The 16791-nt window shown below is 37.5% G+C and carries 14 protein-coding genes; 11 read left to right on the top strand and 3 right to left on the bottom strand.

The annotated features are described in order from the left end of the window. Positions 1–14 precede the first annotated feature (14 nt). Both IGK96_RS09325 and IGK96_RS09320 read left to right on the top strand, forming a co-directional pair. Positions 15–1070, top strand: a complete 1056-nt coding sequence (locus tag IGK96_RS09325) for an endonuclease/exonuclease/phosphatase family protein (RefSeq protein WP_002391253.1) — start codon at positions 15–17, stop codon at positions 1068–1070. A 16-nt stretch (positions 1071–1086) separates the two neighbouring features. Continuing rightward, a complete protein-coding gene (locus IGK96_RS09320; protein WP_002369863.1) occupies positions 1087–1743 on the top strand; it encodes a 5'-methylthioadenosine/S-adenosylhomocysteine nucleosidase in 657 nt (218 codons plus the stop codon). Between the two features lie 103 nt (positions 1744–1846). Here IGK96_RS09320 and IGK96_RS09315 read toward each other — a convergent pair whose 3' ends face one another. Then, entirely contained in the window at positions 1847–4084 is a 2238-nt protein-coding gene (locus IGK96_RS09315) for an ATP-binding cassette domain-containing protein (protein ID WP_010828670.1), read from the bottom strand. 161 nt (positions 4085–4245) lie between these two features. On the opposite strand from IGK96_RS09315, the gene IGK96_RS09310 reads away from it, so the two are divergent. The 6 genes from IGK96_RS09310 (at position 4246) to IGK96_RS09285 (ending at position 11835) form a co-directional block, all read left to right on the top strand. Beyond that, a complete protein-coding gene (locus IGK96_RS09310) occupies positions 4246–6597 on the top strand; it encodes an amidase family protein (RefSeq protein WP_161975038.1) in 2352 nt (783 codons plus the stop codon). A gap of 79 nt (positions 6598–6676) precedes the next feature. After that, positions 6677–7621 (top strand): aminoglycoside phosphotransferase family protein, encoded by a 945-nt coding sequence (locus IGK96_RS09305; RefSeq protein WP_161975037.1) that lies wholly within the window; start codon positions 6677–6679, stop codon positions 7619–7621. A gap of 42 nt (positions 7622–7663) precedes the next feature. After that, positions 7664–8317, top strand: coding sequence for a DUF4767 domain-containing protein (locus IGK96_RS09300; protein WP_085443293.1), 654 nt, complete (start codon positions 7664–7666; stop codon positions 8315–8317). Positions 8318–8426: 109 nt separating this feature from the next. After that, positions 8427–8837 (top strand): nucleoside-diphosphate kinase, encoded by a 411-nt coding sequence (ndk, locus tag IGK96_RS09295; RefSeq protein ID WP_002381321.1) that lies wholly within the window; start codon positions 8427–8429, stop codon positions 8835–8837. Positions 8838–8996: 159 nt separating this feature from the next. Continuing rightward, positions 8997–10607 (top strand): aspartate 4-decarboxylase, encoded by a 1611-nt coding sequence (gene aspD, locus IGK96_RS09290; RefSeq protein WP_002355939.1) that lies wholly within the window; start codon positions 8997–8999, stop codon positions 10605–10607. 142 nt (positions 10608–10749) lie between these two features. Beyond that, on the top strand, positions 10750–11835 hold the full coding sequence (locus IGK96_RS09285) for a hypothetical protein (RefSeq protein ID WP_010775687.1): 1086 nt from the start codon (positions 10750–10752) through the stop codon (positions 11833–11835). Positions 11836–11948: 113 nt separating this feature from the next. On the opposite strand, the gene IGK96_RS09280 is transcribed toward IGK96_RS09285, so the two are convergent. After that, on the bottom strand, positions 11949–12752 hold the full coding sequence (locus IGK96_RS09280; RefSeq protein ID WP_002355941.1) for a Cof-type HAD-IIB family hydrolase: 804 nt from the start codon (positions 12750–12752) through the stop codon (positions 11949–11951). Between the two features lie 205 nt (positions 12753–12957). Between IGK96_RS09280 and IGK96_RS09275 the strand changes: the two genes are divergently transcribed. The 3 genes from IGK96_RS09275 to IGK96_RS09265 all read left to right on the top strand — a co-directional run bounded on the left by IGK96_RS09275 (position 12958) and on the right by IGK96_RS09265 (position 16496). Further along, positions 12958–13533, top strand: coding sequence for a DUF1361 domain-containing protein (locus IGK96_RS09275; RefSeq protein ID WP_002385113.1), 576 nt, complete (start codon positions 12958–12960; stop codon positions 13531–13533). 151 nt (positions 13534–13684) lie between these two features. After that, complete coding sequence (locus tag IGK96_RS09270) at positions 13685–15091, top strand: NCS2 family permease (protein ID WP_010713788.1); 1407 nt, start codon at positions 13685–13687, stop codon at positions 15089–15091. Positions 15092–15299: 208 nt separating this feature from the next. After that, on the top strand, positions 15300–16496 hold the full coding sequence (locus IGK96_RS09265; protein ID WP_002381323.1) for a multidrug efflux MFS transporter: 1197 nt from the start codon (positions 15300–15302) through the stop codon (positions 16494–16496). Positions 16497–16550: 54 nt separating this feature from the next. Here IGK96_RS09265 and IGK96_RS09260 read toward each other — a convergent pair whose 3' ends face one another. After that, on the bottom strand, positions 16551–16736 hold the full coding sequence (locus tag IGK96_RS09260) for a YjzD family protein (protein WP_002355945.1): 186 nt from the start codon (positions 16734–16736) through the stop codon (positions 16551–16553). Between the last annotated feature and the right edge of the window lie 55 nt (positions 16737–16791).

Here is a 16791-nt window from a genome sequence, read left to right as displayed (position 1 = left end):
GAACATCGGAATCAATGAAAAAGTTTTTTAAATATCTCGGTAGCTTGATGGTCCTTCTTCTAAGCATAGCTTTAATTTTGATAGGATATTTAACCTTCCGAGAGTTTCGACCACGAGCGGTTGAACCAGTTGCTATAAATAAACAATTTTCAGAGCAAACCATCGAAAAAAAGCAATCCATTTCTTTAGTCACGTATAACATAGGCTATGCTGGCCTAGGACAAACAGAAGATTTTTTTATGGACGGTGGCAAAACTGTCCAACCAGTTAATAAGGCAATGGTCCAACAGAATTTAACGGGCATTGAAGAAACCTTGAAAGAATTACCAGCGATGATTTACTTATTCCAAGAAGTCGATCGTCGCTCGCAACGTTCTTATGAAGTCAATCAAGAGGAAGAGTTACAAAAACAGCTACAGCTGAACAGCGCATTTGCTTATAATTTTAAGGTAGATTATGTGCCCATTCCTTGGCCGCCGATTGGACGAGTAGAAAGTGGTTTATTAACATTATCAAATGAAAAAATAACAGAGGCCCAACGCATTGCTTTACCCAATCCCTTTCGTTGGCCCGTTAGCATTAGTAACTTAAAACGAGCGCTTCTAGAAACGCGCTTTCCAATTAAAGGCACAGACAAAGAATTAGTGGTTTTTAACTTACATTTGGAAGCCTATGACAATGGGGAAGGGAAGATTGCTCAAAGCAAAAAGTTAGCTGAGGTATTATCCCAAGAATACGCTAAAGGAAACTATGTAATTGCTGGAGGTGACTTTAATCAAGTTTTCAAAGGCAGTCATCGATATCCTGACTTAGGGGAAGCTGGTTGGGCGCCAGGAGAAATTGATCCTGCAGACTTACCTAAACATTTTTCACTTGCTTATGATGATCAACAACCGACTGTGCGGGTGCTTAATAAGCCTTACACTGGCTCTTATGAAACATCCCAAGTGTATGTAATTGATGGTTTTATTGTTTCTGATAATGTGGCTGTTCATAGCGTGAAAACAAAGGATGAACAATTTAAATATACAGATCACCAACCTGTGAAGATGGAAGTGGGGTTGAAATAGAAAAAGGAGGAGATAGATGAAATTAGGGGTTATTGCCGCAATGGATTTAGAGCTTCAAAAATTATTGGAATATTTTCCACCACAACGAAAGATACAGCTAGCAAAAAATACATTTTATATTTATGAACAAAAAACATCGCAAGTCATTATGGTTTGTGCAGGACAAGGAAAAACGAATGCTACGCTATATAGTCAAATACTTATTGATTCATTTCAAATAGAACAACTAATTAATATCGGTATTTGTGGCTGTTTAAATGAAAAACTGCAACTCTTTGAGATGGTGCTAGGTGAGGAATACTGCCATTACGATATTCGTGAAAGACAGTCAATCAATAAATTTCCTTATCAGCTGTACTATAAAGGAGATAAAGGAATGCTGGCCGAACTTCAACATCTAGATGAAAAGATAAAGTGTGTTCGTTTTGGAACTGGAGAAGGCTTCGTTTGTGACACAACTGAAAAAAGAAACTTAATTGAACAATTCTCTATTGACTGTGTGGATATGGAATCCGCAGCTATTGCACAATGCTGCTTTTTAAATGATTGCGCTTTTGTTTCTATAAGAATTATTTGCGATAGAGCGGATGCTAACGCAGTCAAAGTAACAGAAGATACACAAATACAGGCAATGGAAAAAGTATTTGAATTGGTCTGTGCATATATAAATTAAAAAAGAAAGAGCTTGGAACAAAAATCCAGAAAGATTTTTGTTCCAAGCTTAAAAAGTAATATAGGTTGGGGATAAAAGTAACATTGTTATTGTTCCAATTATTTTACAGATAGCCTTTAGTAATAGAATGAGTGGAATTTAGCATATTTGCTGGCGTTCCTGTAAAAAGAAGCTGTCCGCCTTTTTCTCCACCTTCGGGACCTAGTTCAATCAACCAGTCGGCACTTTTAATCACATCAATGTGATGTTCTAATAAAATCAAGCTGTTTCCTTCTTCTACCATTCGATTGAAAAGTTGAAGACTTTGTTGGATATCAATTAAGTGTAAACCATCTGTAGGTTCATCCATTAAATAGATAGCTTTTTTTTGGTGAAGTGTGTCTGCTAATTTTACCCTTTGCAATTCGCCACCAGATAATGTTGAGAGCGATTGATTGAGTTTAAGGTAGCCTAAGCCAACTTCCAGTAAATTTTTTAATGAAAGAGCAAAAGGCTGGTCTTTGAAAAAATCATAGCCATCTTTAACGCTTAAAGCTAGTACTTCAACGATATTTTTTCCGTTATACAGATAATGAAGCACCTCTTCTTTGTAACGCGTTCCGTGACAGGTTTCGCAAATACTAGTAACATCCTCCATAAAAGACATATCGGAGACAATTATGCCTTTCCCCTTGCAAGTAGGACAGGCGCCTTTGGAATTATAGCTAAATAAAGCTGGACTAACATGATTTTCTTCCGCAAACAGTTTGCGGACCTTATCAAAAATATTAAGATAGGTCATAGGTGTGGATCGTAAATTTGCGGTAATGCTTTTTTGTGAAAGATGAATAATTTCTTGGTTATCAGCCTGGGCTTTTTGATAAATTTCTTCCGCTAATGATGATTTACCTGAACCAGCGACCCCACAAATAACAGTCAAAACTCCTAACGGAACTTCGACAGATAGATTGTTTAAATTATGCAGTGTCGCATGTTCGATTGATAAAGACTTCCTTGCTTTTCTTGGTTGGTCGTTTAAAGGGAGCGGCTCTTGAAGCGCTTGACTAGTCAAGGTTTTGGAGGCTAAAAATGCGTCATACGTTCCTGAAAACTGGACATGGCCACCATTTTCGCCTGCGAAAGGTCCTATATCGATGATAAAATCAGCTTCTCTAATTAATTGTGGATTATGTTCCACGAGAACCACGGTGTTTCCTTTATTTTTTAAATTGAGCAATGCACGACTGATCCGTTCGATGTCCTTTGGATGTAAGCCAGCACTTGGTTCATCTAAAATATACATAATATCATTTAAGGCGCTGTTTACATACTTAGCAATTTTAATCCGCTGTGCTTCACCACCAGAAAGTGTTTCAGTTGCTCGTCCTAATGTGAGGTAGGAGAGACCGATATTAATTAATGCTTCTAGACGTACAAGTAGCTCTTCTTGAATAGTTTTTATTAAGGATAGGTCCATTGAACGAATAAAAGAATGTAATTCAGTGAGTGGCATGTCAACAGCATCAGCAATACTTTTCTGATTAATTTTGCAGCTACAAACACGTTCATTGACTCTACTTCCTAAACAATCAGGACATCTTTTTACGGTAACAAAGTGATTAAGGTATTTTTGATGACGTTTGCCTTCGTCTGTATGCAATATGCTACGTTGCATGCGCGGGACGATTCCTTCATACAAAGCTGTATGAGGCCACTCTTTGGGTGGATTAGCTAGTTTTTGTTGTGGAGCATATAAAAATAATGCTAACTCTTCAGGAGAATAGTCCTTGATTTTTTTATCCAAATCAAATAGACCACTATGGGCATAACGCTTCCACCGCCAGTTGCCAACTGTAAATGTGGGGAAATCGATAGGCCCTTCGTTTAATGATTTGTCATAATCAACTAGCTGATGAAGATTGATTTCGGTAATCTTTCCTAAGCCATCGCATGTTGGACATTTTCCATCCGGATGATTAAACGAAAAAGTATCTGAATAACCAACAAATGGAGAACCTGCTCGCGAAAACAGCAAACGTAAAAACGTATAAATATCTGTGTACGTTCCCACTGTCGAACGAGAATTACCTGCTACTTTTTTCTGGTCAATGACAATTGCAACAGGAAGATTCTCGATTTTTTCAACTTCTGGACGACCATATTTGGGTAAGTAATTTTGAACAAACGAACTAAATGTATCATTTAGTTCACGACGTGATTCAGCGGCTAATGTGTCAAATACTAAGGAGGACTTTCCAGAACCCGAAAGTCCAGTAACAACAGTTAGTTGCTTTTTAGGGATATTGACAGAGATATTCTTCAAATTATTTTGTGTTGCGTGCTTAATTTCAATCCATTCCATTAAAAAACCTCCGTTTCTATTCTATTTTAGCATATAAAAAGAACCTAGCCTAAAAGTTGAACATGGGAATTTTCAAGAGAACTTTACTTTTTAATCGCTTTCATTTATGCTATAAGTAATACAGATTTTTTAACTGTATTACTAGATGAAGGATGTGACTTATGAAGAAGTCGATTTTGTTCAAAAAGTTAGGGATTATTTTATTAATTAGCCAAACACTGGTAGGGGTACCAATGTTGGCACAAGAAAGTATACTAGAAACAACCGTTCAAACAGAGACGGAATCAGTAACAACAGAAACCAGTCAGACTGTAGCTAACTTGGAATCTGAAACTACTAGCCAAACGGTGATGCAGGAAAAAGAATCCTCTTCGGCAATCGCCGAAAGCAGTAGCCGAAATGTGGTTGCAGTAACCACTGAAACCACAAATGAGATACAAAATAGTGGTACAGATGGAAAAGCTGTTTCTGCAGAGAGTGTTTTTTCAGAAGCAGATTATAAACAAGCAACTGCACTGGAGTTAGCAACTTTAGTAAGAGAAAAAAAGGTGACGAGCGAAGAATTAGTAAAAATTGCGTTGGCCATCACTAAACGTGAAAATCCTACATTAAATGCGGTCATTACTTTACGAGAAGAAGCGGCTTTGACAGAAGCAAAAGCTTTACAAGATACAGGTCAACCATTTCTAGGTGTGCCGCTCTTACTAAAAGGGTTAGGACAATCCTTGAAAGGTGAAAGCAACACGAACGGTTTTGGTTTTCTCCGAGATCAAGTAGCTGGTGGGACATCGACCTTTGTCAAAGCACTACAAAATGCCGGATTCATAATCATTGGTCAAACGAATTATCCAGAATTAGGTTGGAAGAATATTTCAGATTCAAAGTTATATGGCGTTTCCGTCAATCCATGGAATCCTAACCATTATTCAGGTGGTTCTTCAGGCGGAGCGGGTGCTAGTGTCGCCGCGGCATTTGTTCCCATTGCTTCTGGAAGTGATGCTGGTGGCTCTATCCGCATCCCTGCTTCTTGGACAGGCACCGTAGGTTTGAAACCTTCTAGAGGAGTAATCATTGGCAATTCTAATAGTGCAAAAGGTCAAACTGTTCACTTTGGTTTAAGTCGAACCGTGGCGGATACAAATGCATTATTTGAAACCTTATTAACCAAAAAAGATCTTCCTGCGGGACATTTAAGTCAAGCGCAACCCATTGCTTATACAACAGAATCTCCTGCCGGAACGCCTGTAAGTGCCGAAGCAAAAGAGGCGGTCGCTGAAGCTGTTGCTTTTTTAAAAGACCAAGGGTACACATTGGTTGAAGTGAAGCACCCTGTTGATGGGGAACGTCTAATGAAAAATTATTATACTGTAGCTGCTGGCTCAGCAGGAATTGCCGATTTTATGGCGCGGCAGAAATTGAAAAGACCGCTTGAACGAAATGATGTAGAACTGTTAACATGGGCGCTTTTTCAAACAGGAAAAAATATAACGAGTGAAGAGACAACTGCGGCTTGGACAGATATTGCTTTACAAGCACAAGCGATGGACGAATTTTATCAACAGTATCCTATCTTATTAACACCAACGACAGCTGCCACGGCACCTAGTATTGATAATCCGTTACTAAAACCAGAACATGCAGCACAGATGGAAAAAATTGATCAATTGTCACCAGCAGAACAAAAACAATTGATTTATGACCAATGGCTGACGGCGTTCACATATACACCGTTTACACAACAAGCAAATTTATTTGGACATCCAGCATTAAGTGTACCAACTTACGTTTCAAAAGAAGGACTGCCTTTGGGGATTCAATTTAATAGTGCATTAAATGAAGACCGAACATTGCTACAATTAGGTGCTTTATTTGAAAATAACCACAAGATAAATCAACCACATGTAGAAGAACCAGACAAAGACAAAGAGCCAGATGCAAGTGGCGAACCAGAAAAAGACAAAGACCCAAATGCAAGCGGCGAACCAGACAAAGACAAAGAGCCAGATGCAAGCGGCGAACCAGACAAAGACAAAGAGCCAAATGCAAGTGGCGAACCAGATAAAGATAAAGAACTAGATACAAGTGGCGAACCAGAAAAAGACAAAGAGCCAGATGCAAGTGGCGAAGCAGACAAAGACAAAGAACCAGATGCAAGTGGCGAACCAGAAAAAGACAAAGACTCAGATGCAAGTGGCAAACCAGATAAAGACAAAGAAACAAAAACAAGTGAAGAACCAATCGAAGGAAAAAACCAAAACCCAGACAAAGCTGGAAAAACTACTAGTGAGTCATCCTTAGATAATTCGCTGAATTCATCAGCAAATCAGGGAACCAAATCAACAGAAAGTACGCATGCTTTTTCTAATAAAAGTATGATTGGGAAACAAGAACAGCTTCCCAAAAAAGTATTACCAAAAGCAGGTGCAGAAGTACCTAGTACTTTCTGGATTGTTTTAGGAGGAGCTTTCTTAGTAACGAGTGGAACGATTTATATAAGGAAAACTAGAAAATGATAACCAGTGAAGGCTAGAGACAATTTATCCCCAATTGTCTCCAGCCTTTTTTCTTTGGTATACTAAAACCAATAGGGAAATGGAGGCGAAAGTAATGAGGGCGTTTGAGAAGATTCCAGCGTTTCAGCAATGGCAAAAAGTTGAAGCTATTCACCGTGGTTGGTCAACTGATTTAAAGTTTAAAGTTACCAAAAATCAAGAAACCTTTTTATTGCGAATTTTTCAACAAGAAGAGTTATTAGCTAAACAACAAGAATATCAATTTATCAAAAAAGTAGCGGCGTTAGGATTTCCCAGTTCTAAACCTTTTTTATGTGCAGCTATTCCTGAAAGTGAACAAGGATACATGTTATTAACGTATCTAGAAGGTGAAGACTTAAGCGATGTTTTACCCGCTCTTTCTCCCAAAAGACAACTGAACTTAGGCGTAGAGGCGGGCCGCTATTTAAACAAAATCCATAAGCTTTTGTTGCCTGAAAGGATTAGTCAAAGAGAGATTGCGCGAAATTTATACGAAAAAAAGCAGAGCCAACTAAATAAGTATAAGGAATCTCAATTTTGTATGCCGTACCAGCAGCCAATAATTTCATATTTAGAAAAACAATTACCGTTATTGCAACAACGGCCTGTGGTTTATCAGCATGGAGATTTCCATGTGGGAAATTTTATTTACTTGCCAACTAGGCAGGTCGGTGTGATTGATTTTAATCGATGGGATTTTGGGGATCCTTATGAAGAATTTTACAAGTTACAATTTTTTTCAAGAAATGTTTCGCCATTGTTTGCTTATGGTCAATTACAAGGTTATTTTGCTGGGAAAGTTCCTACCTTATTTTGGCAGTTTCAAAAGCTTTATACTTTTCACGCAGGACTCTATTCTTTAGTTTGGGCACTGAGCTTTGGTGAAAAAGAAATCAGGACTATGGAACAGCAATACCAACAATTACTAGAGGACTATAATTGTGGAGAATTACTAGTTCCCAAATGGTTTTCAACTATCCAAAGCAAGGGATTGAGATTTTAGGTTTATTTCGATAGAATAAAAATAAAAACAGGAGTTTAAGGAATGAAACTAAACGGGATTATTATGATAGCAGTTGTTGGAAGCGTTTTATCTGGCTGTGGTTGGCAAAAATCGAAAGAGGAATCACAGAAAGTACAAACCGTACAAACCAACAATGTAAATACTGAAGAAACAAGAGCGATTTCAGCAACCGAAGTTAGTCAAACCACGGCGTTGGAATTAGAGCAAACAACGCAAACACAAGAATTAACTGAATTAGTTACAGAAGAAGGGACGATTTGGAATCAGCAAAAAGCAAAACAGTTAGGACAATACATGGAAATCTGGGGTCAAGAACGCAATCAGAACTATCAAGCGTACCAACCAGGTCACTCTGTAGCTTTTTACACGATTCAAGTGCCTGATGATTTATTGAGTTATGAACCTAAAATACAACCAGCTATTGGGAACAATCCCATTTGGTTAAATTGGTCAGAAACAGGCAGCGAAGGGGGTTATTGTCTGGTGGCAGTATACTCTGACAGTGCGACACAAGTTGCCCAGAAGCATGTCTATTTATTTACTTTAGTGAATGGTGAAGCCAAAGTTTATGTGAGTAAAGAACAGCCAATAGAGGAGCAACCTTATTTGTTTTTAAAAGAAACAAGTAATACAGAACTGAAAGAACAATTCACAAACCTTGTGAATAATCTTTAATTTTTTATTTAATCAAAAGGAAAAGAAAATTTATCATTGACAAAGTATCCGCTTTCATTTTATTCTGTAGCTACCCCTTGGGAAAGGGCAAAAGGAAGTTTTGAAAGGGATGGAAAAAATGAAGGAAACAAGTTTAGTAATTATTAAGCCAGATGGCGTTGAACGAAAGTTAGTTGGCAAAATCATTCAACGTTTTGAAGATAAAGGTATTGACTTATTGCACCTTAAATTCGAACGACTAACAGTAGAAACAGTGAAGGAACATTATGAGCATTTAAAAGATGAACTATTTTTCCCTGAATTATTAGCCTATATGACAAGTGGCCCAGTGGTTGTGATGGTCGTTGTAGGGGACAATGTGGTTAAAAAAGTGCGTAAATTAGTTGGAGCAACGAATCCGTTAGATGCTGAAAGTGGCACCTTACGAGCGGATTATGGGTTGTCTGTCACCAAAAATTTAATCCATGCTTCTGATTCTGTTCAATCAGCAAAAATTGAGATGCAACGGTTCTTTGGTTAATCAGCGAAAAAGAAGCAATCCTTTATTTTTTATAAAGGATTGTTTCTTTTTTGTTAATTGTCAGAATATTCCGCTTAAATGGTTGACATCTGGAGGTAGAAGAGTAGTATAGACTACATACTAAATACTAAATGACCGCGTGTGCTTCAGGAGGATAAAATGATAACAAGTGATGAATTGACAGAAAATCTTAGTCCGTTTGAATTAAGTCTATTTTTAGAGAAGAAATTACATGAAGAAAATCATAATTTAGAAACATTGTTAAATGCAGGGCGAGGCAATCCTAATTGGACGGCGCCAACACCAAGGGAAGCCTTTTTTTTATTAGGTCAATTTGCTACAAAAGAAACGTTAAGAGAGGGGAGCGAACAAACGGCTGGTATGATTCAGCCAAGTTTTGGTAGAACGCAACGCTTCTTAAACTTTTTAGCAGAAAATCCTAGCAAAGGGGCAACCTTCTTACAAGAAATTTGGACAGCAGAGCATAACTATTTTGGGATGGATAAGGAAATGTGGTTAGATGCCATGTTAGACTATGTGATTGGGGATAATTATCCGAATCCTGTTCGTTGCTTGAAGGCGTGTGAACAACCGATTAAAGCCTATTTAAATCAAGAATTATTTTCCAGCGAAGCACAACCGTTTGATATTTTTGCCGTTGAAGGTGGTACAGCAGGGATTTGTTACTTGTTTGATACGTTGGCAAATAATTATTTACTAGAAAAAGGTGATCGTATTGCGTTGTTATTACCAACGTTTGCTCCTTATCTAGAAATTCCAGAACTACCACGTTATGATTTTGACGTGGTTAAAATCAAAGCAGAGCAAATGATTATTGATGGAAAAACGACGTATCAATACTCAAACAAGGAAATTGATAAACTAAAAGACCCGTCCATCAAAGCGGTTTTTGTCGTAAATCCCAGCAATCCAACTGCTAATGCTATGGGAAAACCTACCATTGAACAAATCAAACAAATCGTTGCAGTGGATAACCCTAAGTTAATGATTTTAACAGATGACGTTTACGGAACCTTTGTGCCAGCTTTCCGTTCACTATTTACGGAGTTACCTTACAATACAGCCTGTATCTATTCTTATTCTAAATACTTTGGCGCTACCGGTTGGCGTGTGGGGACTATTGCGGTTAGTCAAGAGAACATCTTTGATCAATTATTAAAAGAATTGCCAGTGGCTCGAAAAATGGAATTACAGGCACGTTATGCTACATTGAATGCAGACACAAGCCAAATTAACTTTATCAGCCGCTTAGTCGCAGACAGCCGCGATATTGCGTTGAACCATGCAGCGGGACTTTCTTCTATTCAGCAAGCGATGATGGCTTTATTTAGTTTGTATGCTTTGTTAAAAGACGGTCAAGCATATAAAGACGAAGTGATGGATATTTGTCATACGCGTGAAAAGCTCTTGTTCCGCACCTTAGGCATTGAAGAGCCTTTAGCAAGTTTAAATACAGCATACTATTGTGAAATTAACTTTAGAGATTGGACAGAAAAACGTTATGGCCCAGAATTTTCAAGTTATTTAACGAAATCGTGGACGATCACAAAAGTATTAACCTCTTTAGCAGAAAAAGAAAAATTAATGCTTTTAAAAGCGGATGCTTTCGGGAGTGACAAATGGTCAGTTCGAATTTCTTTAGCCAATTTAGCTACTAACCAATATAGTGAAGTTGGTAAACGAATGATTCGCCTATCTGAACACATTAAAGAAGAGTGGTTGCGCCAAAAGCGCCAAGCAATTAAATAAAAAAACGCTAAGTCTCTTAAGCTGCAGGAGACTTAGCGTTTTTGTTTATTATTTATTCATTTTTCCGTCAGTTTTGGTTTATAAATGTTTGCTACACTGGAGATAAGAGGAAATTAAGCGTTTATAAAAAGGAGAGAAGTGAATGAAATATATTAAAGGAATGGTGGTTTTTATTGGATTATTTATTTTGGTTGGTTGTGCGCCAGATCAAGAGCCAACGAAACAAACAACAAGTGGTCCGCAAGAGACAAAGCAAGTGAAGCAAGTTACCGTCACCAATCAAACGACTTCTGCGGCGGAAAAACAAGCGCCGACTAAAAATGACGAACTGATTGCTAATCAATTGACTTTTGATTCTCATGAATACACGTACGAAGTGGTTACAGGGGCCACACAAACGACATTTGGGACAACCCCACCAGCAAAATATACACCAGAAGAAAAAAAGGAAAAAATGTTTTGGTCCAATCAACCGCCTTTGGGATTAATGACGGGTAACTATTATAAAAATGAAGGTGTATTTACTGGCGGAAATTACGGCATTGTAGAGATTATTACGGAACCTGAAACGCAACGGATTCTGAATGTTGAGTTTACAGAGTTTGCTAGTGACCCTTATTATGATACACGCTATTCGGGTGTCAACAAACGCCTGTCAGATTATCCTGAATTTCAAGCAAGCAACACGCGTACAGACGATACGTTAGTCACCGTTGTTAATGGTATTACTTATGTAGAAAAACAAATGCGTGACGAAAATCGTGTCACAGGTAATTTTTATACGGTACGCGGTTCATCAACTTCTGCGCGTGAAGGTTTAATGCCTTTAGCAGCAGAGATGGACACTTGGCTAAAAGAGCCATCGAAAGAAACGTATATCGGTTACGCAGAAGATTTAGGCAATGGCCTAATCGCTCGACTTCAAGTGATAACAGAAGAGCAGAAAATAAAACATGTCAGCTATGATGAATACTTTTCAGATGAACAGGAAAAAATCACAGAAACAGCCCTGCGGCCTTTTTATCGTCAATCGAAATATTATTCACCAGGATACAATAAACAAACCAACAATTCTTTTATTCATTTTGTAGATGCCCTAACAAAGGCCATTACGACACAACAAACTTTATCCGTTAACGAAGAACAAGAGCTAAAGCATCCGTCTTTTACTACTTATCAAAGATTGGCTGAAAAAATCAGTACGTTTCAAAATTCATTGAAGGAATAAAAAAACGAAAGTAGGGCATAAGTCGAAACGACTTATGCCCTACTTTCGTAATCTTAAGATTATCAGCTAAACCAACGTGAGTTCTTTTTAAGAAATACTTTTATTTTAGCCTTTTATAGATCTAAATAATTTTCTAAGTAATCTGCTAAACCATCTTGATCATTTGTTTTTTCAGTGACATCGTTGGCTACGGATTTAATTTTATCCGTGGCATTGTTCATAGCAACACCCCAACCAGCATAACTTAACATTTCTTCGTCATTATGTTCATCGCCAAAAGCAATGATATCAGCTGGTTTGACAGATAAAAAGTTCGCCACTTGATCAACGCCATGGGCTTTTTGAATTCCTTTTGCGACCATTTCTAAAATAGGCATTGGACCGCCCCAAGTGCGGACATCAATATAATCACCATATTGTTTTGTCAATGTATCAGCAACTTTTTCAGCTTGGTTTGGTGTGGTCCGAACCATCATTGAGGTAGGATTGGTTCGTAAATTTTTAGCAGTAAGTAAATTATCTAAGGTTGCTTTGGAAGCAAAAAATTTCGGATCGAACCCATCTAACGTATCGATATAAAATGTTTCTTTGTTTTCAGCAGCAACAAAATCTAATTGTAATTCTTTTTTCTGTGCCAAAATGTCAAAGACTAGGTCACGCTCAATATTGGCTTCGCTTTCCAAGTCCCATTTTTTCTCTGGAATGTGGACTAAAGCACCGTTAAAGTTAACCATAGGGGTCGTTAGGCCAAGTTGTTGGTAAAATTGATGACTCATTCTATAGGGACGTCCAGTGGCAATACTGACGTAATGACCGTTGTCAATCGCTTTTTTTAGTGTTTGTTCGGTTTTTGGACTGATTAAAGACTGTGCATTTAATGTTGTGCCGTCTAAATCAATAGCAATTAATTTTTTCAAGTAAAAATTCCTCCTAAATGCCTTTTACTCAGTCTAGCATAAAACCGAAGATTATCAAGGGGAGAAGCATGTTCATTTATAAGGTTTAAAAAAAAGCTTAAGAAGTATGCTACACTAAAATAAACCGTTTGAAAAAGGAGCGCAGAGCATCTTGAAAAATTCTAGAAATTATTTACGAGTGATCACCTTAATCTATTGTATCTATATGTGGTTATTTGCTACGCATTTTCATTTTATGGCGTTGAACGTGTTGTTAGCCTATATTCCAATTGAACTTAGTTATCTTTTAAACGCAGAAAAACGTAAAAGGGATTGGTTGATAGGTTTTGCTTGGTTAATTTTTTATCCTAATGCACCGTACCTATTTACGGATTTTTTTCATTTAGAAACGCTATCTATTTATCGAGGCTTTAATACGATTTTTGCAAACCAAATTGGTGATTGGTGGGCGTTTGTTTGCTTAACTAGCGGGATTGTTATATATGGGCTTTTAGGGATGAAAACAGTAACAACTGTTAGCCAGAAATTGCAAAGTTATTGCGGCTATAGAACAATTGTAGTCTTTCAAGCCAGCCTTCATTTCTTGTCTGCTTTGGCGATTTATGTTGGACGTTTTGATCGATTACACAGTGTCTATCTTTTTATGAGTCCAATTGAAACAGTGAAAATTATCTTTTTTGACTGGTCCCTTCAAAAATTAATGTTTATTTTATTAATGATGTTTCTACAGATGCTGTTGTTTGGGCTAATCCAATTATTAGGAAAAGAAGAAGCAATGTAAAGCTTTTTCTTTTTTTATATCAGAAAAACACGAACGTTATATAGAAAAAAATATATAATAGTTAATATTTTGTTGTAAAAAGATAGCGATTCTCTTATAATCAAAGAGTAATTATTCGAAAACATGGATTTTAAGGGAGAGAAGTGCAATTATGAATACGTTTTTCAAATTAAAGGAAAACAAGACAACGGTATCAACTGAAATAATGGCGGGGGTTACGACCTTTTTTGCAATGAGTTATATTTTATTTGTTAATCCGTCCATTCTTTCAGAAACAGGGATGCCTTTTCAGGCTGTTTTTTTAGCGACCATTATTGCTTCAATCATCGGTACATTAATTATGGGGCTGTTTGCTAATGTACCTTACGCTCAAGCACCGGGAATGGGACTCAATGCTTTCTTCACGTTTACGGTCGTTTTTGGGATGGGGTATACTTGGCAACAAGCATTAGCAATGGTTTTTATTTGTGGTTTGATTAATATTTTGATTACAGTGACAAAAATTCGCAAAATGATTATTAAAGCAATTCCAGAGAGTTTACAACATGCTATTGGTGGTGGGATTGGAATTTTTGTCGCTTATGTAGGGTTGAAAAATGCTGGCTTACTAAGTTTCACAGTACAAGCAGAACCTCAAAATGGTGTTGTGAATGGTTCGAGTATCGTGCCCGCTTTAGGAAATTTTGATAATCCAGCTATTATTTTGGCGGTAATTGGGTTAGTTTTAACAACGATTTTAGTTGTAACCAATGTTCGTGGGGCTATTTTAATTGGCATTGTGGTTACTACGTTAGTCGCAATTCCAATGGGGGTGGTAGACACTGCTTCGGTTGATTGGCATGCTAATTCGTTGGGCAATTCATTTAAAGAATTAGGTACAACTTTTGGCGCTGCTTTTGGTGTTGAGGGCTTACAGTCATTGTTTAGCGATTCTTCAAAAATTCCTCAAGTTTTAATGACCATTATTGCCTTCAGTTTATCAGATACGTTTGATACAATTGGAACATTTATCGGTACGGGACGTCGAACAGGAATTTTCTCTAAAGAAGATGAATTAGCTTTAGAAGATAGTAAGGGCTTCAGCACTAAAATGGACAAAGCTCTATTTGCAGATGCTATTGCAACATCTATCGGTGCGATTTTTGGTACATCGAATACGACAACTTATGTAGAAAGTGCAGCAGGAATCGGTGCGGGTGGTCGAACAGGTTTGACATCGGTAGTGGTAGCAATTCTATTTGCCCTAAGTAGTCTTTTTTCACCACTTATTGCTATTGTGCCAGCACAAGCTACGGCTCCAGCGTTAATTTTAGTGGGAATTATGATGTTAGCTTCTTTCAAAGACATCAATTGGACGGATTTAGAAGATGCGATTCCAGCATTTTTTGCTTCAATTTTCATGGGATTATGTTATAGCATCTCTTATGGGATTGCTGCTGGGTTCATCTTTTATGCAGTGGTGAAAGTAGTCAAAGGAAAAGCCAAAGAAGTTTCACCAATTATTTGGGTCATTGATGCGTTGTTTATCTTAAACTTTGTAATCTTAGCTATTTTATAGTAAACAGAAGTGAGGCTGAGATAACAGCGGTTAGCTTCGAAGGTGTTGCATTTGTTCAGCTATTTATCTTAAGCCCAAGTGTTAAGAAGTCTGGCAGATTGGTCGTTTTGACCGGTCTGCCAGACTTTTTTTAAAAGAATTTTCTTTTGAGAGATTCACTCTTTTAGAGTATAGTGGTAGGTGAAGAGGTGATAAGGTGGATAAAAGTATGAAAATAAAATGGAAGCAGAATTTGTTAGTCGCATGGATTGGTTGCTTTTTTACAGGGGCGAGTATTAGCTTAGTTATGCCGTTTATTCCAGTATATGTTGAACAATTAGGGACGCCTAAGAGTCAAGTAGAGTTGTTTTCTGGATTGGCAATTTCTGTCACGGCGTTTGCTGCTGCGATTGTTGCACCGATTTGGGGAAATTTAGCTGATCGAAAAGGTCGGAAAATTATGATGATTCGGGCTGCAGCAGGAATGACGATCACAATGGGGGCGTTAGCATTTGTCCCTAATGTATACTGGCTGTTGATTATGCGTTTTATGAACGGGATTTTATCTGGCTATATTCCTAACGCAACAGCGATGATTGCGTCGCAAGCGCCAAAAGAGAAAAATGGCTGGGCTCTAGGGACATTATCAACAGGTGCAATTGCTGGGACGTTAATTGCGCCATCGATTGGCGGTGCGTTGGCACAGTGGTTTGGAATGGAAAATGTCTTTATTATTACCGGCGTTATTTTATTCATTACAACGTTGTTGACTATCTTTTTAGTTAAAGAAGATTTTCAACCAGTTGAGAAAAAGGATTTATTAACGACGAAAGAAATTTTTAGTAAGATGGATCATGTTTCAGTATTGATTGGTTTGTTTGTGACTACGTTAATTTTACAATTAGGAATTACAAGTATCAGCCCAATCTTAACATTATATATTCGATCTTTAAGTGGCGATACAGAGAATGTATTATTTGTTAGTGGTTTGATTGTTTCGATTGCCGGCGTTTCAGCAATTATTTCTTCTCCAACTTTGGGAAAAATTGGGGACCGCATTGGGAACCAAAAAGTTTTATTAGGCGGATTAATTCTTTCTTTTATTTGTTACATTCCCATGGCGTTTGTGCAAACACCTTTTCAGTTAGGCGTTTTACGATTCCTTTTAGGTTTTTCAACAGGCGCATTAATGCCATCAATTAATACGTTAATTAGTAAAATAACGCCAACGGAGGGCGTAAGTAGAGTTTATAGTTACAATCAGATGTGTAGTAATTTCGGTCAAGTTTTAGGGCCGATGGTAGGGTCAACAGTTGCCCATGGTTTTGGCTATTCTTCTGTTTTTCTGGTAACCGCTTGTTTCGTTTTAGGAAACATTGGGTTGTCCTTCTTTAATTTCCGAAAAGTTTTAAATAAAAAGCTCTAAACAGTTGAAAAGATAAAAAAACCAGTTACAATAACTTTAGTAACTGGTTTTTTCTTATTTAACAGGTTTGGTTTCTTTCGGTACTGCAAAGTGTGCAATTAATAAAATAATAACGGCTGTTGCCAACGATAGAATCGTTGTCATTTTAAAGTCGTATGAACCACCAGATAATGCACCGCCGATATATCCAACGACTTGGCCTAATGCGAAGGTCCAGAAAAATACAACAAGATAACGCATATGAGCACCTCTTTTCTAGCTCTTAGTTTAGCATATTTTCTTTAAAAGTAAAGAA

The organism is Enterococcus sp. DIV0682 (genome assembly GCF_051712685.1).
In the GTDB taxonomy this organism is placed as follows: Bacteria; Bacillota; Bacilli; order Lactobacillales; family Enterococcaceae; genus Enterococcus; species Enterococcus faecalis.
This window is presented reverse-complemented; position numbering and strand designations above follow the sequence as displayed.